This is a genomic window from Escherichia sp. WS338 (assembly GCF_046486405.1).
Classification (GTDB): Bacteria; Pseudomonadota; Gammaproteobacteria; order Enterobacterales; family Enterobacteriaceae; genus Escherichia; species Escherichia coli.
In genome coordinates this window covers 1-20,390 of sequence record NZ_JBJQLL010000050.1, presented here as the reverse complement: position 1 = coordinate 20,390, position 20,390 = coordinate 1, and the positions used below count along the sequence as shown (strand labels likewise).

General features: G+C 51.8%; 26 protein-coding genes and 4 pseudogenes. 4 read left to right on the top strand and 26 right to left on the bottom strand.

The annotated features are described in order from the left end of the window. From ACJHWT_RS23375 to ACJHWT_RS23365, 3 genes and pseudogenes are all read right to left on the bottom strand, one after another. Positions 1–1,002 (bottom strand): annotated as a pseudogene (locus ACJHWT_RS23375) (host specificity protein J); the annotation flags it as partial. Positions 1,003–1,062: 60 nt separating this feature from the next. Then, complete coding sequence (locus ACJHWT_RS23370) at positions 1,063–1,710, bottom strand: tail assembly protein (RefSeq protein ID WP_041498141.1); 648 nt, start codon at positions 1,708–1,710, stop codon at positions 1,063–1,065. Next, the gene (locus tag ACJHWT_RS23365; RefSeq protein ID WP_374704724.1) at positions 1,608–2,330 is read right to left on the bottom strand and encodes a C40 family peptidase; all 723 of its coding nucleotides are present in this window, start codon (positions 2,328–2,330) and stop codon (positions 1,608–1,610) included. Before ACJHWT_RS23365 ends, ACJHWT_RS23370 begins: the two co-directional genes overlap by 103 nt. Between ACJHWT_RS23365 and tnpA the strand changes: the two genes are divergently transcribed. The 3 genes and pseudogenes from tnpA to ACJHWT_RS23350 all read left to right on the top strand — a co-directional run. Next, a complete protein-coding gene (gene tnpA / locus ACJHWT_RS23360; protein ID WP_162780419.1) occupies positions 2,321–2,683 on the top strand; it encodes an IS66-like element accessory protein TnpA in 363 nt (120 codons plus the stop codon). The genes ACJHWT_RS23365 and tnpA overlap by 10 nt on opposite strands. A gap of 25 nt (positions 2,684–2,708) precedes the next feature. Next, entirely contained in the window at positions 2,709–3,056 is a 348-nt protein-coding gene (gene tnpB / locus ACJHWT_RS23355; protein ID WP_000612626.1) for an IS66 family insertion sequence element accessory protein TnpB, read from the top strand. 48 nt (positions 3,057–3,104) lie between these two features. Next, a pseudogene (locus ACJHWT_RS23350) lies at positions 3,105–4,517 on the top strand (IS66-like element ISEc22 family transposase); the annotation flags it as partial. Here ACJHWT_RS23350 and ACJHWT_RS23345 read toward each other — a convergent pair. The 14 genes and pseudogenes from ACJHWT_RS23345 to ACJHWT_RS23280 form a co-directional block, all read right to left on the bottom strand. Further along, a pseudogene (locus tag ACJHWT_RS23345) lies at positions 4,500–6,266 on the bottom strand (phage tail length tape measure family protein); the annotation flags it as partial. The pseudogenes ACJHWT_RS23350 and ACJHWT_RS23345 sit on opposite strands and share 18 nt — an antisense overlap. Then, on the bottom strand, positions 6,238–6,567 hold the full coding sequence (locus tag ACJHWT_RS23340; RefSeq protein WP_001161009.1) for a phage tail assembly protein T: 330 nt from the start codon (positions 6,565–6,567) through the stop codon (positions 6,238–6,240). The gene ACJHWT_RS23340 and the pseudogene ACJHWT_RS23345, both read right to left, overlap by 29 nt. Positions 6,568–6,575: 8 nt before the next feature. After that, entirely contained in the window at positions 6,576–6,962 is a 387-nt protein-coding gene (gene gpG, locus ACJHWT_RS23335; RefSeq protein ID WP_001300035.1) for a phage tail assembly chaperone G, read from the bottom strand. A gap of 60 nt (positions 6,963–7,022) precedes the next feature. Next, entirely contained in the window at positions 7,023–7,766 is a 744-nt protein-coding gene (locus tag ACJHWT_RS23330) for a phage tail protein (RefSeq protein ID WP_000211109.1), read from the bottom strand. A gap of 11 nt (positions 7,767–7,777) precedes the next feature. Next, positions 7,778–8,179: a phage minor tail U family protein gene (locus ACJHWT_RS23325; protein ID WP_001079398.1), complete on the bottom strand. Its 402-nt coding sequence runs from the start codon at positions 8,177–8,179 to the stop codon at positions 7,778–7,780. Next, positions 8,176–8,754, bottom strand: a complete 579-nt coding sequence (locus ACJHWT_RS23320) for a phage tail protein (RefSeq protein WP_042003597.1) — start codon at positions 8,752–8,754, stop codon at positions 8,176–8,178. Before ACJHWT_RS23320 ends, ACJHWT_RS23325 begins: the two co-directional genes overlap by 4 nt. An 11-nt stretch (positions 8,755–8,765) precedes the next feature. After that, a complete protein-coding gene (locus ACJHWT_RS23315; protein WP_025492009.1) occupies positions 8,766–9,041 on the bottom strand; it encodes a DNA breaking-rejoining protein in 276 nt (91 codons plus the stop codon). Then, on the bottom strand, positions 9,034–9,357 hold the full coding sequence (locus tag ACJHWT_RS23310; protein ID WP_001097046.1) for a DUF2190 family protein: 324 nt from the start codon (positions 9,355–9,357) through the stop codon (positions 9,034–9,036). The genes ACJHWT_RS23315 and ACJHWT_RS23310 overlap by 8 nt, the downstream gene beginning before the upstream one ends. Positions 9,358–9,443: 86 nt before the next feature. After that, on the bottom strand, positions 9,444–11,471 hold the full coding sequence (locus ACJHWT_RS23305; protein ID WP_001360054.1) for a ClpP-like prohead protease/major capsid protein fusion protein: 2,028 nt from the start codon (positions 11,469–11,471) through the stop codon (positions 9,444–9,446). Further along, positions 11,416–12,924 (bottom strand): phage portal protein, encoded by a 1,509-nt coding sequence (locus ACJHWT_RS23300; RefSeq protein WP_000985957.1) that lies wholly within the window; start codon positions 12,922–12,924, stop codon positions 11,416–11,418. The genes ACJHWT_RS23305 and ACJHWT_RS23300 overlap by 56 nt, the downstream gene beginning before the upstream one ends. Next, positions 12,924–13,136 carry a hypothetical protein gene (locus ACJHWT_RS23295; RefSeq protein ID WP_001072975.1) on the bottom strand — a complete coding sequence of 71 codons (213 nt, stop codon included), beginning with the start codon at positions 13,134–13,136 and terminating at the stop codon, positions 12,924–12,926. Before ACJHWT_RS23295 ends, ACJHWT_RS23300 begins: the two co-directional genes overlap by 1 nt. Further along, entirely contained in the window at positions 13,133–15,235 is a 2,103-nt protein-coding gene (locus ACJHWT_RS23290; protein WP_001696472.1) for a phage terminase large subunit family protein, read from the bottom strand. Before ACJHWT_RS23290 ends, ACJHWT_RS23295 begins: the two co-directional genes overlap by 4 nt. Next, positions 15,235–15,729 carry a DUF1441 family protein gene (locus tag ACJHWT_RS23285; protein ID WP_001696471.1) on the bottom strand — a complete coding sequence of 165 codons (495 nt, stop codon included), beginning with the start codon at positions 15,727–15,729 and terminating at the stop codon, positions 15,235–15,237. Before ACJHWT_RS23285 ends, ACJHWT_RS23290 begins: the two co-directional genes overlap by 1 nt. Before the next feature lie 553 nt (positions 15,730–16,282). After that, the gene (locus ACJHWT_RS23280; protein WP_001031431.1) at positions 16,283–16,489 is read right to left on the bottom strand and encodes a hypothetical protein; all 207 of its coding nucleotides are present in this window, start codon (positions 16,487–16,489) and stop codon (positions 16,283–16,285) included. A 200-nt stretch (positions 16,490–16,689) separates the two neighbouring features. On the opposite strand from ACJHWT_RS23280, the gene ACJHWT_RS23275 reads away from it, so the two are divergent. Further along, positions 16,690–17,100, top strand: coding sequence for a DUF1398 domain-containing protein (locus tag ACJHWT_RS23275; protein WP_000035577.1), 411 nt, complete (start codon positions 16,690–16,692; stop codon positions 17,098–17,100). Positions 17,101–17,251: 151 nt separating this feature from the next. On the opposite strand, the gene ACJHWT_RS23270 is transcribed toward ACJHWT_RS23275, so the two are convergent. From ACJHWT_RS23270 to essD, 9 genes and pseudogenes are all read right to left on the bottom strand, one after another. Continuing rightward, a complete protein-coding gene (locus tag ACJHWT_RS23270) occupies positions 17,252–17,425 on the bottom strand; it encodes a GnsA/GnsB family addiction module toxin (RefSeq protein WP_001019139.1) in 174 nt (57 codons plus the stop codon). Positions 17,426–17,596: 171 nt separating this feature from the next. Beyond that, positions 17,597–17,827 carry a protein YnfN gene (gene ynfN / locus ACJHWT_RS23265; protein ID WP_024210515.1) on the bottom strand — a complete coding sequence of 77 codons (231 nt, stop codon included), beginning with the start codon at positions 17,825–17,827 and terminating at the stop codon, positions 17,597–17,599. A gap of 4 nt (positions 17,828–17,831) precedes the next feature. Further along, positions 17,832–17,897 carry a small protein YnfR gene (gene ynfR, locus ACJHWT_RS23260; protein ID WP_120795388.1) on the bottom strand — a complete coding sequence of 22 codons (66 nt, stop codon included), beginning with the start codon at positions 17,895–17,897 and terminating at the stop codon, positions 17,832–17,834. A gap of 2 nt (positions 17,898–17,899) precedes the next feature. Further along, complete coding sequence (locus ACJHWT_RS23255) at positions 17,900–18,088, bottom strand: cold-shock protein (protein WP_071524604.1); 189 nt, start codon at positions 18,086–18,088, stop codon at positions 17,900–17,902. Positions 18,089–18,098: 10 nt separating this feature from the next. After that, positions 18,099–18,311 (bottom strand): cold shock protein CspI, encoded by a 213-nt coding sequence (cspI, locus tag ACJHWT_RS23250; protein ID WP_000066495.1) that lies wholly within the window; start codon positions 18,309–18,311, stop codon positions 18,099–18,101. A gap of 363 nt (positions 18,312–18,674) precedes the next feature. Beyond that, positions 18,675–19,171: pseudogene (locus ACJHWT_RS23245) on the bottom strand (DUF2514 domain-containing protein). Further along, entirely contained in the window at positions 19,168–19,701 is a 534-nt protein-coding gene (locus ACJHWT_RS23240) for a lysozyme (protein ID WP_001092971.1), read from the bottom strand. Before ACJHWT_RS23240 ends, ACJHWT_RS23245 begins: the two are co-directional and overlap by 4 nt. After that, positions 19,698–20,009 (bottom strand): YdfR family protein, encoded by a 312-nt coding sequence (locus ACJHWT_RS23235; RefSeq protein WP_000189916.1) that lies wholly within the window; start codon positions 20,007–20,009, stop codon positions 19,698–19,700. The genes ACJHWT_RS23240 and ACJHWT_RS23235 overlap by 4 nt, the downstream gene beginning before the upstream one ends. Before the next feature lie 4 nt (positions 20,010–20,013). Next, a complete protein-coding gene (gene essD / locus ACJHWT_RS23230; protein ID WP_000839590.1) occupies positions 20,014–20,229 on the bottom strand; it encodes a phage lysis protein EssD in 216 nt (71 codons plus the stop codon). Positions 20,230–20,390 lie beyond the last annotated feature (161 nt).

Here is a 20,390-nt window from a genome sequence, read left to right as displayed (position 1 = left end):
CTTGCGCTGTGTGGTCAGGTACGCATTACAGGTGATGCGCGGCTCCGTGCCGCCAAAGCCGTCCGGCACTGACTGGTCGCAGTACTGGCCGATGACATACAGCGCCCATTTGTCCACATCCGCCGCACCAAGACGTTTCCCCATGCCGTAGCGTGGGTGGGTCAGCATATCCCACAGACACCAGGCCATGTTATTGCTGTATGCTGGCTTAAACGTTCCGTCCCAGATACCGCTGTATTGCCGCGTCTGCGGGTTATAATTCGACGGCACCTGCAGAATACGCCCGCGCAGATGATAATTACGGCTCACCTGCTGGCTGCCGAACTGCTCCGAGTCCACCTGCACACCGACCAGTGCCGTGTTCGGGTAGCACTGTTTCACATCGATGATTTCGGTGTATGACGACCAGAGCGTTTTGTTCTGCAGCTGGTCTGTGGTGCTGTCCGGCGTCATCCTGCGCATCCGTATACTGAACGGGCGCGGCGGCAGGTTATCCACCACCACCGAGGCCAGATACTGCGAGGTGGTTTTGCCCTTAATGGTGATGTCTTTTTCCGTCACCCAGCCACCGTTACGCTGTATCTGAACCAGCAGGCGGACTTCCGACGGATTCCTGTCACCCTTTGAGGTGGTTTCCACCAGTGCCTGCACACCGAAGGTAAAGCGCAGACGGTCGATGTTTGCAGACGTGATGGTCCGGGTGATCGGCGTGTCGTATTTCACTTCCGTACCCAGCACCGTCTCGGATCCGGAGGATTCAAATCCCTCCGGCGGTGTCTGCTCCTGTTCACCTGCCCGGAACACCACCGTGACACCGGCGATGTTGGTATTCCCCTCACTGTCCAGCACCGGTGTACTGTTCAGCAGCACGCTTTTTAATCCATCCACCGGACCTTCAATCGGCCCTTCGCTGATGGCATCGATCACACTCAGTAACTGCGTGGATTTCAGGTTGTCCTTCGCTTCGCGCGGGGTATGCCCCTTACTGCTGCCTTTGCCCATTCGTCATGCTCCATAAACGACAAAACCGCCCGGAGGCGGTTTCACATAAAACATTTTGCATCAGCGGCCAATCACCACAACCTGACCACCGTCCCCTTCATCTGCCGTGCTGATCTCCTGAGAAACCACACGAGACCCCACACGCATTTCACCGTACAGAACAGGCAGAACATTGCCCTGGGCAACCATGTTATCCAGTGATGAAAAATAGGTGTTCTGCTTACCGTTATCCGTGCTGGTCGCTGTGGGCGTCCGGGCTTTCGGTGCCAGCATCTGGGCCACACCACCCAGGATCATACTGGCCCCTGCCGCATACATGCCCGATACAGCCGCGGCACCCAGCCAGCCCACAGGGTTCCACCATGCCACAGCAATCAGCGCCGCCCCCAGCACCACCTGAAACACACCGCCACTTTTAGCTCCCGCCAGACGCGGCACGATGTGGATCACGGCACCATTTGCCAGCGGCTCATTAAGACGGGCAGATAATTCGGTTTCACCTGCATCACGCCCAGCAATGCGCACCTGATACCAGCCGTCATTCAGTTTCTGACGAAACGCCGGGAGCTGTGTGGACAACGCCCGGATGGCTTCAGCCCCCGTTTTTACACGAAGGTCGATGCGGCAGCCAAATCGTTGTAAATCCCCGTAAAGGCAGATGCGTGCCATGCCCGGTGACGCCAGAGGGAGTGTGTGCGTCGCTGCCATTTGTCGGTATACCTCTCTCGTTTGCTCAGTTGTTCAGGAATATGGTGCAACAGCTCACCGTCGCCGCAGTAAATGGCGGCATGATTCGGCACCGATGAACCAAAACAGCACAGCAGCACATCGCCCGGCTGCGCCGCTGACAACGGCACCTGATACAGCCCTGTGGCCTCCAGATTATCCAGATAGAGATTCTGACCGTGACGCCACCAGTCATCCTCGCGATGAAAATCCGGCATCTCAATCCCCGCCAGATGGTAAGCATCCCGGAACAGCGTGTAACAGTCCATCACCCCGTGCTCAAAGCGCCGCCCGGTGAGATACGGCACACAGCGGAATTTATGAATCTCCCCACGGCAGACCAGCCACCACGGCAAATCACTCTGCACCTGCAGCCGCCGGTCGGCCTCACTCAGCCAGGGCAGACCACCGGGGTGGCTGTGGACCAGCGCCACAATCTCACCCTGCATCTCTGCCCGCAGCCAGTCCTCCGGCGACATCCGGAAATACGCCTCCGGCTCACCGGAGATATGTAAGCGTCGTCTCAGCACCGTCTGGCAGATCCTGAAATTCCTGAGAGAATAGTGGACACCAAATATGGTGGACGCTATCCATGAAATCATTAACCGCAGTGCGTAAAAAAAGCCCTAATTATCCCGTTGAGTTCAAAATCAAAATGGTTGAACTCTCGCATCGACCAGAGATCTCCGTAGCGCAACTCGCTCGTGAGCATGGGATCAACGATAATTTGCTGTTCAAGTGGCGCCAGTACTGGCGCGAAGGAAAACTACGTCCTCCTTCAACAACAGAAAACAACGTGCCTGAGCTGCTCCCGATAACACTTGATGCCGAAGATGTTGTCCCTACAACCTCCCCCCGGTCACAACCTGTAGCTACTGCGACACCTGAATCACTCAATATCAGCTGTGAAGTGACGTTCCGGCACGGATCACTCCGTCTGAATGGTGCCTCCTGAACCTGCTGATACGGGAGCTCAAACGTTGATCCCATTACCATCAGGGACAAAGATCTGGCTGGTCGCTGGCATCACCGATATGAGAAACGGCTTCAACGGCCTGGCGGCAAAGGTGCAGACGACGCTGAAAGACGATCCGATGTCAGGTCACGTTTTTATCTTCCGTGGGCGTAATGGCAGTCAGGTAAAGCTCCTCTGGTCTACCGGCGATGGACTGTGTCTGCTGACCAAACGGCTGGAGCGCGGCCGCTTCGCCTGGCCGTCAGCCCGGGATGGCAAAGTGTTCCTCACACCGGCACAGCTGGCGATGCTGCTGGAAGGTATCGACTGGCGGCAGCCTAAAAGACTGCTTACGTCCCTGACTATGTTGTAAGCCTCTTTATCCTGGTCGACGCTGAATGAGCCTGGTAATATACCCGGTATGAGCAGCTCACTTCCTGACGATATCAATGCACTGAAACGTCTCCTTGCCGAACAGGAGGCGCTGAACCGTGCCCTGCAGGAAAAGCTGAACGAGCGTGAACGCGAAATAGACCATCTGCAGGCACAGCTGGATAAGCTGCGCCGGATGAACTTCGGCAGCCGCTCGGAAAAAGTCTCCCGTCGTATCGCACAGATGGAAGCTGACCTGAAGGCACTTCAGAAAGAAAGTGATACCCTTACCGGTCGGGTTGACGACCCGGCCGTGCAGCGCCCGCTGCGTCAAACCCGCACCCGCAAACCGTTCCCCGAATCACTCCCCCGCGATGAAAAACGGCTGCTGCCGGCAGCGTCATGCTGCCCGGAATGTGGAGGCTCGCTGAGCTATCTGGGTGAGGATGCCGCCGAACAGCTGGAGCTGATGCGCAGCGCCTTCCGGGTTATCCGGACTGTACGTGAAAAGCATGCCTGTACTCAGTGCGATGCCATCGTGCAGGCCCCCGCGCCTTCACGGCCCATCGAGCGGGGTATCGCAGGACCGGGGCTGCTGGCCCGCGTGCTGATCTCAAAGTATGCAGAGCACACCCCGCTGTACCGCCAGTCTGAAATGTACGGCCGCCAGGGCGTGGAGCTGAGTCGTTCACTGCTGTCGGGCTGGGTGGATGCATGCTGCCGGCTACTGTCACCGCTGGAAGAAGCGCTTCAGGACTATGTGCTGACTGACGGTAAGCTCCATGCTGATGACACGCCTGTCCCGGTGCTGTTGCCAGGCAATAAGAAAACGAAGACCGGGCGGTTATGGACCTACGTTCGTGACGACCGTAACGCCGGGTCAACGCTGGCGCCGGCGGTGTGGTTCGCTTACAGCCCGGACAGAAAAGGCATCCATCCGCAGACCCATCTTGCGGGGTTCAGTGGTGTACTGCAGGCGGATGCATACGCCGGGTTCAACGAGCTGTACCGGGATGGCCGGATAACGGAAGCCGCCTGTTGGGCTCACGCCCGCCGTAAAATCCACGATGTGCACGTTCGCACCCCGTCAGCCCTGACGGAGGAAGCGCTGAAACGGATCGGCGAACTGTACGCCATCGAGGCAGAGATAAGGGGAATGACGGCGGAGCAGCGCCTTGCCGAACGTCAGTTGAAAACGAAACCGCTGCTGAAATCCCTGGAAAGCTGGCTGCGTGAAAAGATGAAAACCCTGTCGCGACACTCAGAACTGGCGAAAGCGTTCGCATACGCCCTGAACCAGTGGCCGGCGCTGACGTACTATGCAGATGATGGCTGGGCTGAGGCGGACAATAACATCGCTGAAAATGCGTTGCGGATGGTCAGTCTGGGCCGCAAAAACTACCTGTTCTTCGGTTCGGATCATGGAGGAGAGCGGGGAGCGCTGCTGTACAGCCTGATCGGCGTACTGCATGGCATTAATACGCGCAATTTCACGCTGATGTCGTGCTGCTTCCGTTTCATTCATCCGGTTCAGTGCAGCATTTTCAGCATTACGGCGTTTCTGTTGCTCCTGATAATTGCGCTCTGCCTGCTCTTTTGCATCCTGCAAATCCTTCTGGCGTTTTTTCTCCTGAAGCTCGTTAAGACGCTGCTGATCGTACTCAACCTGAGAAGATGATGCCGTCCAGGGGAGTCTTTTCGCCCGCGACACTTTCTCCTGTAAAGCGGAAATCTGTTCATCCAGCGAGTCTTCACGACCAATATTCATGGCCGCATCCCAGAAACTACTCCATAAATCAGACAGATACTTCAGCGTACTGCCCAGCGCATTGAGGTTATTATCAATATCCGCAGTACGCCGACCGGTTTCCTCTGCCAGTGCAGACATGGCTATCCGTGCCGCATCACTGGACCGCCCCTGTTCCCCAAGGACGCGTATCTGCTCAAGCTGAGTGGCAGTAAGAAAATGCAGCTCATTGTCCAGAGCCTTCGCGGCATTTACAGGATCATCCTTCAGCCGCTTAAACTGATTTATGGTATCGCTGACCGACTGGCCAACCGATCGCTCCATCTGTGCGGCAGCTCTCGCCACCATACCGATATCGTTTCCACGAAATGCACCACTCCCCACCACCTGAGCCAGCGCACCGGCTGCAGCATGTTGCGTAATACCATTCCCGGAAATAGCACGACTGAGCGTCCACAGCTGCCCGGCAGTGACTCCGGCATAATGCCCCGTCAGCGACAACTGGCGGTTAAATTCTTCCCCCTCCTTCTGACCATCATACCAGGCTTTACCCAGACCATAGACGGCCGCGGCAATACCGCCAATAACCCCGCCCAGCATCATGCCTTTCGGTGACATCAGTGTGTCTATCCATCCGGCACGGTTAGCCAGCGTTATCCCGGATCCCCTCAGCGCACCTAAATTGCCGCGAGCCAGTTCACCTATCAGAACGCCTATCTCCTGGCGGGCCGCTGCACTTTTCAGACCCAGCGAATGCGTGGCTTTTCCTGCCTGCTCCATTTTGCGGATATACACTTCTGCAGCACTGCTTACCCCCAGCTGGGCAGCCTTAGCACGAAGCAACTCAGAAGAAGAAAGATTCTGGCGGGTTGCCTGCTCTTTAAGCTGACGGATAAACGCCACTTTCTGTCGGGTAGCCTCTGCCTCAGCCTGCGTAAGAACACGGGTTTTCGCCGTAACCTCAGAAATCAGCGCCAGATAATCCTGCTGACCAATCCCGCCACTGTTTCTGGCCTGTCGGATCTGCTGCTGAATACGCTGTAATTCCTGCAGCCCCGCACTGGCCTGTTTCACACTGTCAATCTGACGATAAAACGCGGCAGCCGCTTTATCCTGAGCCTCCGCCAGAGCCATGGCCTGCGCCTGTTCCTCGCGCATTTTCTGGCTCAGTGCCTCCATACGCTGGCGGGTTTGCTCCACCTCGCGGGCCATGCGTTCATGAGCCTGTGCGCTCTTCTCCACCGTCTGCGCATGGACGGATGCGGCTGTTGCAGCCGAAGAAGCCGCCTGCATTGTCTGCCGGGCGGCCTGAGTCTGACGCTCCATAAAACGCTGCATACGGGCAGAAGACCGTTCTGCATCGCTGGCTGCACCATTCAGAAGGTTTTTGATACGGGGAATTTCATTTTTAAACTCTGCCGCATCAATCCCCAAATCAATGACCAGGTTGGCTATCTGGTCCATAACGCACACCTCCGGAAATACCTTCCCCAAGATGCATCAGTTCTTCGTCCGTTCGCTCCGGTATCCCGTTCTCTTCCGGTAAAAGGCTGAAATCAGCCACCGCAGCATCACTGCTACCGGACACCATTCTCACGATCAATGCCTTCAGCGAGGCAAACTGCGCATCCATCCACACATCACTGAAGCTCTGCATCCGGAAATAATCGCCCCACTCACCAAGCTCAGTGGCCGACATTTCCGACAGCATCCGCCGCCAGTCTGCCCGCCGGAACTCCCGGGCAAGCCGCATGACAAACTGCATTTCCCGCGTCAGGACTTTTCCGGCGTCAGCACCTCATGCTCCAAATCCCCGGCATTCTCAATGGCTCCCATACCGCTCAGCGACAGAACCATCTCCGCCCCCGCTCCCAGGGCATCATACGACCATGTTGTAATAACGGATGCGCAAAGCGTCTCAACATCCTGAGACTGTTCCGCATTCCACAGTGAGCGGGAAACCAGCCAGGCATTGATATCCATCCCCATCCGCAGAAAAGCAATCTGTCGTTCAGCCTCCGGCAGTTCTCCCTCTTCGGCATCAAACTTTGCCGTTCGCTGCTGAACAAACGCCAGATATTCAATTCTCTGCAGCCCGGACAGCTCACTGAGCACCACGGACTGCTTTTCATAATTAAACGTGCCCTGTTTCAGAAACATCATGTTCTCCACCTGCAAAAAAGCCCCGGATAACCGGGGCAAATGATGAGTATCGTCCTGTTAACCTGCGGCGCTGACAGCCACCGCAGCCACTGCCACAAAATCGCCGTCAGAAGTCATGCCCACAATGCTGACACTGCCCTGCTTCACGCCTTTCACCGTGGCCACAAGCCCGTTCAGGGTCACCGTGGCAGTCTGTGGATCTGTCGAATGCACACTGATCGCTTTGTCACTGGCTCCGTCAGGTTTTACTGTAAAGGTCAGCGTGGTGGTTGCTCCCACTTTTACACTGGCAGATGCCGGTGCCACCGTCAGCCCGGTAACGCTCACTGTTTCAGTGCCTTCCTCTGCCAGATACGGACGCCCCACACCGCTGATTTTCACTGTGCGGGTCATCACGTCTTTTGAGGCAATGGTTTTACCCAGTGAGCTCAGCCAGCCACGGAAAACATCAACAGTGCCGTTGGGATATTTGATACGAAACGCGCAGACTTCACCGGAGTCGAACAACTGAACCAGTTTTTTCTGCCCGCTGTCACCCGGACGCCAGGCCAGCGTCGCCGAAGTATCACCGACGGATTTCTGCCCCTGGGTTGTCGTTTTCCAGTCTGCATCTTCATCATCGAGATAAGTGTCATCTTCTGCATCAGCGGTCATTTCGCCAGGTTGCAGATCCTTCACCATCGCAAGACGCAGCCAGTCAGTGTCCGATAAAGGGTTCGCAAACGCATCGCCCTTGCCGGTGTACATCCAGAACGTCGTTCCCGCACCTTTCGTTTTTGCCAGTGGATTTGGTGTGGTCATTGCCACCTCCTTTAATTCGTGTACGTGATCTGGTACGTGATTTCCGCCATCGCCCAGGTGGCCATCTCATTATCACGTTGATAGTTAAAACCGAGAGGGATCAGGGTGTCGATGAGTCCGGAAAGTGCCGGTATATCATTCAGGGCCGGGAAAATGGTGCTCTCCATCCACATATCCAGCTCTGAATCCGGTGCCTGTGCCCGGATGAAGACAGCAATATGCAGAACAGCCTGCCAGTCATCTTCATCCGTCATTTTTCCGGTGTACTGAGCATCACTCAGCCACACCGCCACGGCAGGCAGTTCCTGCGCATCAATAAATGCCGGAAGCCCGTCAAAAAACGTGGCGCTGTCTCCACACTGTTCCCGAAGGCGTGCCAGTACGGCCTGGCGGATTTGTGTATGTCGGTTCATCGGGTCAGCCATAACCTCAGTTGTTGTTTCAGTGCATACCCCAGCTGTTTCGGCATTTCCGCAGCAATGATGCGGTCGCGGGCATCTTCAAATGCCTGTGTCAGCGGTCTGGAAAGCGGGATTTTCACCACATCAATGGGGTAACGATTTTTGCCATCAATACGCCGCATCACATGCCAGCGACCATTCGCCAGTTGCTGAATAAACGCATCCCGGAAAAGATATTTACCCACCTTCAGCACACTGCCACGGTACTGCAGTTTTCCACCACGCCGGGCCAGTCTGACCCGGGCTGTCCCCAGCTTAATGGCGGGCAGATTGCCCCGGTTAACGCGGATCCTGGCCGTCATTTTTCCTGACGGACTGGCTTTAAACACCCGGACACGCTGACGTACCAGTTTCAGGGGGATCCCTTTCACCTGGTTATCTCCCGCAACGGTATTCCCGGCAACCTGCCGGGTGGCAACCGAGACCGCTTTCTGTGCCACACGGTTTATCGCCCATGCGCTGGCCTGTGGCACCATACGGGTATCAAGGCTGTTCAGATTGCGGATGGCATTCTCAAGCCCCTTCATCCCACACCTCTTTACTCAATAAAGATCATTGGCTTACCGTTAAAACGTTCATGCCGTGTGACCGTCCATTGTTGTCCGTCATAAACAACGCGATCCCCGCGCCGTGGGCGGTATCCCGAAGAAAACACCACCAGAGAGACCGCAGGTCCGGACAGAGCATTCAGCTCTGCAAGTGTTTCGTCCGGGATCACAGCCATATCGACATCATTAATCGAGGCTGTCTTTCCCATCTTTCTGACCGTGATCGCATCCATACGCGCTGCCAGCCGGGAAAAGGGATCAGACATTGAGTTTTACCGGCACTTCTTCTGCACTGGTTCCGGCATCTGCCCAGACAACCCCGACCAGCGGATCAGAGCCGCTGTTAGTCAGCTGAACTTTTCCGGACTTCAGATAAACCTTCTTACCCGTTTTCATGTCATCCGTTTTCAGTTTAGGCAGGATAAACACACCTTCGGTCATGCCGTCGCCTGTTTCACCCTGTGGAATATCGGTCAGCGCCACCGCAAAAACATCACCCACCTGCACCAGATCTCCGCTGCTGATGGCTGCACTGGCAACAATCGCCACCGTTTTTCCTTCTTCTACAAAATTCTTTGCCATAACTGTCTCCGCACAGCCCCGTTCAGAGGCTGATTTCAGGTACAAAAAAAGCCCTTACGGGCCATCAGAGTTGTTGTCTGCGACGTTTACGCCGTACATTTCACCAGACCGCGGTGATCAACTGGCGCGACACCGGCGTCAATACGCACTTTCGTTGTCACGCCATCCACACTGAAGCCCTCCATCTGATCAATATATGGCGTATCCACACCGTTGAGATAAGCCACTTCAATCGTATCGGAGCCTTTGGACGCAGCCAGGTAGAAGGTGGTCTGGCTGTTATCATCAAGACGAGGCTCTGCAATAACGGTCGCAAAATCTTTCACCGGGTTAATAATACCGGCGTTAATGTCAGCCCCCTTGACACTTGAGGAGCGAATGACCTGGTTAGCAACAGACTCCATCGCCGTCGGTACCAGTACGAACGCAGGACGAATATTCAGATGACGCTCCCCCTCTTTCTGAACGCGCATCAACTGGCGGGCTTTATCCAGCGATGCCACGTCCATTGCAGCGCTCTCCAGTACGTTTGCATGTTTCGCTTTATCGAACAGACTTACATTATCTGTGGAGATTTTCGGGTTAGACGTCAGAATGGCATAAACCAGATCGGCAATGGTGGATTTCGCCGCACGGCCCAGCTTCATCGGGACATCGGTCAGCATATTCAGATCATCATTGATAATGGCCTGACGGGTGATACTGAACAGCTCGCCATAGGTCGCCAGTGCAATAGTGGCCTGTTTATCTCCGGTGGTGACGTATTTATATTCCGCCCCTTCACGCACCTGACGCAGAGCACTGAAGCCCCCCATACCCACACGATGGGCAATTTTAAAATCAGACAACTGACCTTTCCGCGTCCACTGTTCATAGGTTTCAGGAGCATCTTCCCAGCCCTGCAGAATGGCTTTGTTCGCAACATCCAGCAGAATATTACCGAAGTCAGACGTACTGTGTGTGAACGCCGCACCGACCATCTGCATCGGGTTATAACTGGAAACCCCAATACCCCGTTCAGTCAGTGACATACGGGCATATTCACGCAGGGTCATCCCGTTGTAGACATTATCACGTTCGGTTTTTTCAAATCCGGCACGCGCCATCAGCGCCTGGCGGATCCCGTCCCCCACAAAATTACCGTTACCGGCATAAATATGAGCCGGGGTATTTTTATTGGATGGCGTGGACTCGCGCCCCATCTCGTTCAACAGCTTTTCGCGGGCCTGCTCCAGCGAACATTCAGGATCGGCAAGACACTGAGCCTGCAGCGTCTGATAACGCCCGCCAAACATGGCAAACAGATCATTAATACCGTTTACACGCGCTTTTTGCTCTGCCAGTACCTGCGCACGGATACTGTTTTCATCCACCACGGGTGCTGCTGCCTGCACTGGCGTCCGGGAGGCTGCAGGTTCATCATCCTGTACGCGTGGAGCACTGTTGCGTGGCGGAGTAATCATGTTTCGAATGGATTCCGGCATCTTTTTAAATTCCTCTGTACGTTTTGACTGAATACATGCCATTGCCTTAACGGCTGGCGTTACCTGATCAGCAAATCCATGTGCCAGACATTCGGCACCGGACATCCAGGTCTCATCCGCCAGCATGGCAGCAATTTCATCGGTGGTTTTCCCGGTTTTCTGTGCATAAGCGGGTAACAGAACCGCCTCAACTTTATCGAGCAGGTCGGCATAGGTGCGCATGTCCTCCGCATCACCGCCCGTAAAGCCAAATGGTTTATGAATCATCATGAAAGTGTTTTCCGGCATAATGACCGGGTTTCCCACCATCGCAATGACCGACGCCATTGACGCCGCCACACCGTCGACATAAACGGTAATGGACGCACCATGTGTTTTCAGCGCATTAAAAATGGCGATGCCTTCAAAGACATCGCCACCCGGTGAATTAATATGGAGATTAATGTGGGTGATATCGCCCAGTGCATTCAGATCACTGATAAACTGCTTCGCTGTAACACCCCAGAAACCAATCTCGTCATAAATATAAATATCCGCGTCACTCTGGTGACCAGCCTGCATCCTGAACCAGGAATTATTCTTCGGACTGGTCGTCGGTGTGCTGCGGCTCCTGTCGTTTCGTTGCGGCACTGCTGCCTCCTTTATCACTGGCCGGATCGGTATCAAATACCAGATCCAGCTTGCGGTTTTCATCAATTTCGGCCTTGCGCCGACGTTTGACATCATCCGGATTACGACCACCAGCACGTACCCAGTCTGATTCTGTCGCCGCTCCACCACGAATCTGGATTTTCCAGGCCTCAGCCTCCTTAACAGGGTCAATCCACGGCATCACTGGTCCGGAATACACCGCGGTATACAGTGAAGAACGGTCAAGATCGCGGGGTAGCCTGATAACACCGGATGCCACAGCCTGTTTCAGCCATGCACGATACATCGGGCGGGTGACGGCACCAATAAACCAGTCCTGCAGGATCAGGTAGCCATCAGTAGACTCAACCAGTTCCTGACGCTGGGCGCTGTAAGTGCCGTTATAGTTGCGTGCCGTACTGGAAAAACTCAGACGACTGCCCGCCGCCACGGCACGCAACTGACCATTACGAAAAGTTTCAAGGTTAGGATTGGGACGATCCGACTTCACCATTCCGATTTCTTCGCCGGGTTTCAGATCGTCGTAAATAATGCCTGGCTGAATGGTAAGCTCGCGTTCATTCTCCTTGCTGTCATTACCATCCGTTTCATAGCTCTGTCCGTCGCCTTTCCGGATGTACATCCCCAGAGCAGCGGCGATCCTTGCTGCAGTCAGCTCAGAATCTTCATACTCTTTCAGGGCGCTGAGGCGGATCAGCACACCGGACAATAAAGACGTCCCGCGCATCTGGTGCAGACGGCGAACAAATTTAAGATGCAGCATTCGCTCTGCATCCACTTCTTTGGTTTCCATCTGCCGTCCGGATACAGGACGACTTTTATACACCAGATATTTTTCGGGACGCCCCCAGTCATCAACAAACACGCCCTGATTCAGCCTGTTGCTCTCATCACTGGTCATGGGAATAAAGTCCGGCTCGAGCGCCTCCAGCCAGAAATGAACACCGGCAGAAGGCGTCAGGCTGTTTATGCGCCCGGAAACCATCTGGGCAAACACCTCACCATCGCGCAGCCAGGTACGCAGCATCAGACGTTCCAGCATCGGACGGGTAAACTGCCCGGTGACTTCCGGACTGACAGACCATTCACTCCATCGGGTACGTATCTCCGCTGCCAAGTCACGGGCAATGGCACCATTGCGTAATACCGGATGTGGCTCGACAATAATCCCGTTTTTCCCCACCACCCGTTCTTCCAGCTTGTCAAATACACCAATGACCAGATCGTGGTTGTTATCAAGGTAACGGGCCTGCTCACGTAACGACACGGCCCCGTACTGGCTTAACTGGTCGGCAGTTCGGTTCTCCCGTCGGGCTTTGTGTGTCCGCGTCGTTTTTACGGCCTCATAAGCCTGGATCACCGCTCGGGAACGCAGCCTTGCCGCTTTCCATCCTGGTGAAAAAACGCCAATCACATCATCAAGAATTGCCATCAGAACCTCGCCAGCCGGTACCCGGGATGCCCCCGTCGTCGTGTAATCAGAGCCGCAAGGCGGCGCTCCCACTCCTGCCGCCCCTGCCGGATCTCAGATAAGTTTTCCATGGTCATCTGCTGACCATTAAAAGTGACGGATTTTCCGTCCAGCACCGCCATTTCAGCTTCCGTATAACGCTGAATCATGGCTTCAATATCATTCTGATTCATAACCATCCTCCGGAAGTCAGCCAGGGGTTAACATCGTCAGTTACTGTTTTCTTCCGTTTTTGTTTTTTAACAGGCGTGGATACCGGTTCCGGTGTGGGTGACGGTTCGGTACTGTCCGGGACACACTCCAGCCAGGTTTCCCGGCTCGCCCACTCCGGTGCATCCGGCCAGCGGATCTTTTCGTATCCATGCAGAATGACCAGAGCCTCGGCATACACCATCAGGTCAAAAGCTTCGTTGGCACCGCGACCTGGCTTACTCCATTTCCCGTCACTGCTCCGCTCTTCATACGTCAGTTCGTCGTAAAACCAGCTCCCCAGCCAGTCAGGGAAATGCACATAGCCGGGACCTGGCGAGTCACGCCATAACGCGTTATTCACCCGGTCTTTCAGTGCATCCGTCTGAAGAAGCCAGAGCGGCACATCACCTGCGGCCTGCGCCCGTCGGCCCGTTCGTCCGGTGTTATCAGGGAATGTACGGGTGATCAGTTTTGCGCGCCGGATGCTGTCGCCCTTAAACAGGTAAATACGTTTACCAAGGCCATCACGACGGCAACGACGCCAGAATTTATAGGCATTATCAGTGACCCCGTCTTCACCGCCGGAGTCCACCGCCATTGCCATCAGTCGCATTTGTTGAGAAGGATCGGAGGCCAGCGGCCAGCTTTTATGAAAAACATCCGTCAGCAGGACATCCCAGTCTTCCGGATAGCTGGCCGGATCAATTCGCTGGCTCTCCCCGTCGCTGTCACCGCGCAATGACTGCGTGATGTTGTAACGATCAATAATCCAGCGTTCGCCACGGCTGCCATAGCCCGTTACCTGAACCACAAAACGGCGATGACGTCCCGCCTGCACATCCACTGTCGCCACAAGGAAATTAACGCCATCCGGCACACTGCGGGAAGGAACTGGCTCTGCCCGCTGCTCAAGCAGTTCACTTTTTCGTTGCTCCATGCTGGCGCGGGGAAGATAAGGTAATCCCCAGTCGGTATTGATAACCGTCTTGAGTGTTTCTTCACTTCCGGTTGTCTCGTATTCCTGTTCTGCAGTAAGCAGTTTGTAAACGAGTTGCGAGAGTGTCTGGTAAGCAGCTGCCGGCCCCTCCATCCAGAATGACGCAATACGTGAGCGTCGGGGATCACCATAACGACTGCCATCCGCATTGATGGATTCACCATCCCGCAACCAGACCCCACGTCCGTTCAGCTCACGTTTTTGTTCAGGCATAATCCGTCCTGAACAGGAAGGACACTGAATATAAGCCGCCTCACTTGCCAGCACGGGATCGGCAATATCACGGAAACCAGCAACCACATCGCCGCAGGGCTGAAAATACTCACCACAGTATGGACAGGGCCAGTACCAGCGACGGCGATCACCACGGTTATAGAGCGACAGTATCCCCGTGGTTGGTGGAGCCTCATGCGGTGAAGTCCGTCGCCATTTCACATCCTTCACATCCCTGCCGGGGGAACTCTCCACCAGCGTCATACCACTGGACATAAATGTTGTGGTACGTTTTGAGGCAAGAGAGAAAGCATCCCCCTCGCCATCAATATCTTCCGGAAAACGGTCATAATCCGTCAGCGCGACGCATTTATAATCTGATGAGGACATGATATTGACTGACGGCCAGCCGATTTTCAGGTAGTTACCAGCAAGGAATGTTCTGTCATAAACGTTGTTGTCATTTTTGTTCGGACTCAGGCGACTGACCACTTCCGGGCTGACGCGAAACGTTCTGGCGAGTCGTTTTTTGGAGTGTTCGCGGGCTTTTTCCTCCGTCATCTGAATGATCAGCATATCAGCAGGATCGCAAATCACGTTGTAAATCACCCAGCCGTCAATCAGGCCGATAGTCTTGCCGGTTCGTGCCGGGCCAACAAATATCACTGCGTCGTATTCACGCGAGGCCAGGCAGTTCATCGGCTCAATAACATACGGTGCCACCAGCGGATCCCACGGGACTGAGTTCCCTGCCCCCAGGGGCACCCGCATATACTGAGCAACGGCATCAGCAACCCGCATTCGTCTCGGTGCGCGAAGGATATAACCTGAATCGGTTCGTGCTGCCTTTGCGGTTTCCTGATTCAGCATTACTCCTCCTGCTGTAATTCCTCCTCATCATCCGCACCTGCTTCAGTCACCCGCAGGGCTATCTGATCGCGCAGATCATCAATAATGGACTGAACACGGCTCACAGCGGCAGGCTGCAGACCGCAGTCACGTTCAAGAATATCCGGTAATGTCTCCAGCACCTGCACGACCGCTTTTGCCCAGATGGCAAACTCCCGTCTGACATCACTGGCCGGAATGAGTTGTGCCGTTTCCTGTTCGAACTTAAGACGCTCACGTTCAGACTGATACCAGGCTTTGCGCTCATGCGCATCCATTTCGCTTTCTGCAACCGGCGGTGGTAATGCCAGAAATGCCGACACAATATCAACCACCCGATAAAGCTTGAGGTTGCTTTCATGCCCCCCTGCAACGGGTAGATTTTGCAGCCTTGCCGCAGCAGTCTGGCGATGTACACCTGACAGTGCCGCCAGTTGACTGATATTCAGCGTCAGATTTTTTAACTCTCGATCCATACCCGCTCCAGAATGTTTTAAACATGCATCTTGCGAACAACTTTAGGCAAACGGTGTTAGTGATGAACAAAAAACAATCAAAATCGACACCACAAAAATAAAAACACTGTAATATCAATCTATTACAGTAGTGGTGATGACGAATGAAATTTCAAAAACTAGCCTTTTTCCGCGACGCTCCCGCCCCGTGGCAGGGGCCCCCACCGGGAGGACCCGACAGCCTGACAGCCGTGACGAGCATCTGATACAGCGCTTTACATAATGGCATAGGAATAATTCAGAAGGACATCACAGCATGCCCACACAAATTAGTGTGAGTGTCCTGTTTCTTCCTACGCACAGGACTGACGAGCATGAGGGGAAAATATGCGAACCATAAATGCCTCATCTTCAGCAATGCAGCCGGCATCCGAACAGGACGATATGTAAATTCACCTAATTACGAGGACATTGCAGTAGTTGAATTGCAGCTCTGTATTAGCCTGACAGTGACAGAATGCGACATTGACTCTGTCACAGGTTAAATAGTTTGAATGATTAGCAGTTATGGTGCTCAGTCAACCACCAGGGAATAATCCTTCGAATTCTTATCGTGCTTCACCAACGCTGCCTCAATTGCCCTGAATGCTTCCAGAGACACCTGATGTTCTATACATGCGATTACAACATCCGGGTAACTCATAGAAATGGTGCTATTAAGCATATTTTTTACACGAATCAGATCCAACGAGAGTTCATCAGCAGATTGTTCTTTATTCATTTTGTCGCTCCATGCGTTTGCTCGTCATCTAGCGGTTAAAATATTACTTCAAATCTTTCTGCATAAAAGAGGAAAAGTATGAAAGTTTGAGTACATCGACCTTACATACATCTGTCGGTTGCATATCCCTCCTGGATGCCAGCAAGGCTCAACTTTGTTACGCAAACTACGCGCCATCGTATCACATGGAAGGTTTACCAATGGCTCAGGCTGCCATTTTTAAAGAAATATTCGATCAAGTGCGTAAAGATTTAAACTGTGAATTATTTTATTCTGAGCTAAAACGTCACAATGTCTCACTTTATATTTACTATTTAGCCACAGATAATATTCACATTGTGTTAGAAAACGACAACATAGTGTTAGTAAAAGGACTCAAAAAGGTTGTAAATGTTAAATTCTCCAGAAACAAACATCTTATAGAGACCTCCTATAATAAGTTGAAATCAAAAGAAATCACATTTCAACAATACAGGGAAAATCTTGCTAAAGCAGGAGTTTTCCGATGGGTTACAAATATCCAGGAACACCAAAGATATTACTATGCCTTTGATAACTCATTACTATTTACTGAAAGCATCCAGAAAACTACACAGATCTTACCACGCTAAACCATAACGTCCGGCTTCTCTCACTCCTGAGCCGGACTGCATTGGTTTAATAAAAACCATCAACAATTGTGATTTAGATATTCGGAACCATTCAAATATAACAAAACCCCGTAAAAACGAGGTTTATGGATAAACTTTATTATTGAATACATCAGATTAAATTAATCTTGACATCATAGCTTTCAAGACCCGTCATTTTTTCCCGTGCGGTAAACTGAATACTGGTAACTTCTTTCCCGGTCTTTTTCTTAAGTTCAATAATTTTTTTTGTTATATATTCAGAAATATCTGCTTCTGCTTTTGTTTTTAAGTCTTCAATATTCATCATTTCCTCTTTTAGTCTGTTATGACTTTCCAGTTACACAGTAAGTCGATTATATGGTGCAAACGTGTAAAAGATAAGATGAAACATCGCAATAATCAACATACGATAGTCTAAATTTTACACAAACAGACAAAGAGAATTTTCCTGAATTATCAATGCAATAGCATCAAATCAACTCAAGAGCCTTATTGCTGCTTCCAGAATTTCTTCTGAAGTAACATGTCGATCCGCGGCTACATAAATGACTTTATGATCTCCGGTCAGAGATGGAAACCCTGCGGCCATTACAGTAAGGTGTGTTTTTTCGCCATTTGGATATTCACGCATGATGGTGTTAACTCCAGTCATCGCTGACACTACCACTGCTGGTTCAGAGTTAAAAAAAACTATGATTTTTTTCATGATGTTACCGTAGTATGTGAGTATCCATCGAATAGACACCAAGCAAAAAAGCTCCCGAAGGAGCCTTCATTTTCACTTTTTTAAATCCAACGACAGACGGCTGGCATTTAAGTATTGTGAAATATTATCAAATGTAATCATCATTGATTTACAAAAGATACATTTTGCCCCGAAAGGATTCATGTCAGAAACATCAAAAGATGATGTTCTATACTGGGAACCATGACAACACGGGCATCTAAAGTGAATATGGTTTGTAATATTGTCTACCTCAAAGCGCCACTACATGAACAGCGGCAGGACCTTTAGGTCCGTTCTCAATACCAAATTCAACTTCCTGATTCTCAGTTAATGTTTTGAAATCGTTGCTCTGAATTGCTGAGAAATGGACAAACACATCTTTGCTGCCATCTTTCGGCGTGATGAAACCAAAACCTTTTTCAGGGTTAAACCATTTCACTAAACCAGTCATTTTGTTAGACATAATTATTACCTTTTGAAGAAATTAGCCCTTGGGCAGAATGGTCCGAAAAAAAAATATCAGAGAGAAAAACCAACAAGGAAATCTCAAGAGGTACAAATAATAAAATTATAAAAATGACTGCTTCAGATAAATTTGTAACAAACCAGAACACCATTAACGCATGATTAACCACCCATAGCAAGGATTACTTTTGTAAAGAAAAACACAGCAATGAAAGAATAGCTTTATTTATTAATAAAACGTGTCATTCTGATTAAGACCTTTTATCTTACCCTTAAGATTTCAGGAATTTTGGCTCATGGAAGAGTCCTTTTTATTTAAATTTTACATTCCGCGATGTAAATGTTCCGATTTAATATTACCCTACATTTGATGCTTTTTATCTCTTAAAGATTCATAGATCTGTTGACAAGTCACTCCTGCGATGTAGCGTTCGTCAGCAATTTCAGCATAAAGCTGAGCTTCTGCTGCAATATCTCCGAGCATGTTGGTGAGCATTCCTTCGGCGGTTTTGGTTGTTTTGCCTCTGACGGCAGCGGCAAGATCTGCGGTATGCTTCGCTGCGTCAAGGCGTATGGCATATTTTTTGCTTCGGCACGCAACTGGTTAACACTATCAGACAGATAAGCAGCCCTGGCAGAAATTTCAGCAGATTTCTGTTGCGCATCTTTAACAGCCTCATCACGGGCTATAGTTCGCCCCTGTTCAATTATTCGAGCAGCAAATTGAGCATTTACCTCTTGTGATAATGCGGCAGCATCACGTTCCGCCCATTTTTTTTGCCATCCTCGGTCGCTCCAGACATTTCCGACGATAAATCCTGACAACACGAGAAAAATCACCATGAATATCTGATTCACTGTTCTATCCCCCAGCAGGTTAATGCGCTCTCCTGGTCACGACGAATAACCTGACCGTAACAGTTATTTGAACGAATGCGGCAATCGCGTCCGCCATCCTTAATCCACCAGCGAATCGCTTCGCATGCACCTTTACGATCACCAGCATTCAGCCGCTTATAAAACGTCGACGGGAAACACTTACCGGGGCCAATGTTATAGGGACAAAATGACGCGATACCCGCTTTTTGTGGTTCGGTCAGTGGTACTTTAATATTGCGCTCCACCCATGCCAGCGCCTTATCACGCTCAATGGCGTTGACCTGGTCGCATTTTTCCTTCGACAGTTTCATATTGGGAAAAACGGTTTTTCCATCCACCACTGTGGCACCCCGACAGATGGTCCATATGCCAGAACCATCGCGGTATGCCATTGTGTGGTTACCTTCTTTTTCGTCCAGAAACTGGTCAAGTATCTGAGGAGCAGATGCGCCAGCACCAATCAGCGCCAGAACGGCAGCCGACAGGCCGTATCTGATTTTTGTGTTCATAGATATTTATGATGAGGACGCTCGTGCTTATTGGCAGGATTTTCAATCTTAAAGGAGTACTGATGCTGCAGATAAGACTCAACTTTTTCTGACAATTTTTCTGCTACTTCCAGGAAGACTTGCCGGACGCTCCTTCTGGCTGCTGCCTCATAAAACTCCAGCGCAGCTCCTTCAACACGGTCCATGGCGACATCCAGGTCAAAAATTTCACCGTCAAAGCGTTCTTTGTCCTGTAAGGCTACAGTTACCGTAACTTTATTCTCAAAATTACGGACTCCTTTCACAACCAGTTCATAGTCTTGAGTCATTGGATTACTCTCCTCTCGCAGCCTTACGCCTGTCTTCTTTAATCTTGAAATAAAGATTTGTCAGATACGTCAGCAGGCCAAAAACCAGGCTACCCAGCACACCGATTGCAGCCCACTGTGACGGAGTTACTTTATCGAGTAACTGCAATGCCCAGAAACCAGCATTACCCGCCGATGTGCCATAGGCAACACCTGTTGTTAACTTATCCATTGATTTCATATCCTCACCCCGATGTACACGGATGGTGCAATATGTTTGAAAAGATCGGAGGCTTTGTTGAATAAATCAGATTTCGGGTAAGTCTCCCCCGTAGCGGGTTGTGTTTTCAGGCAATACGCACGCTTTCAGGCATACCTGCTTTCGTCATTTTGTTCAGCGCT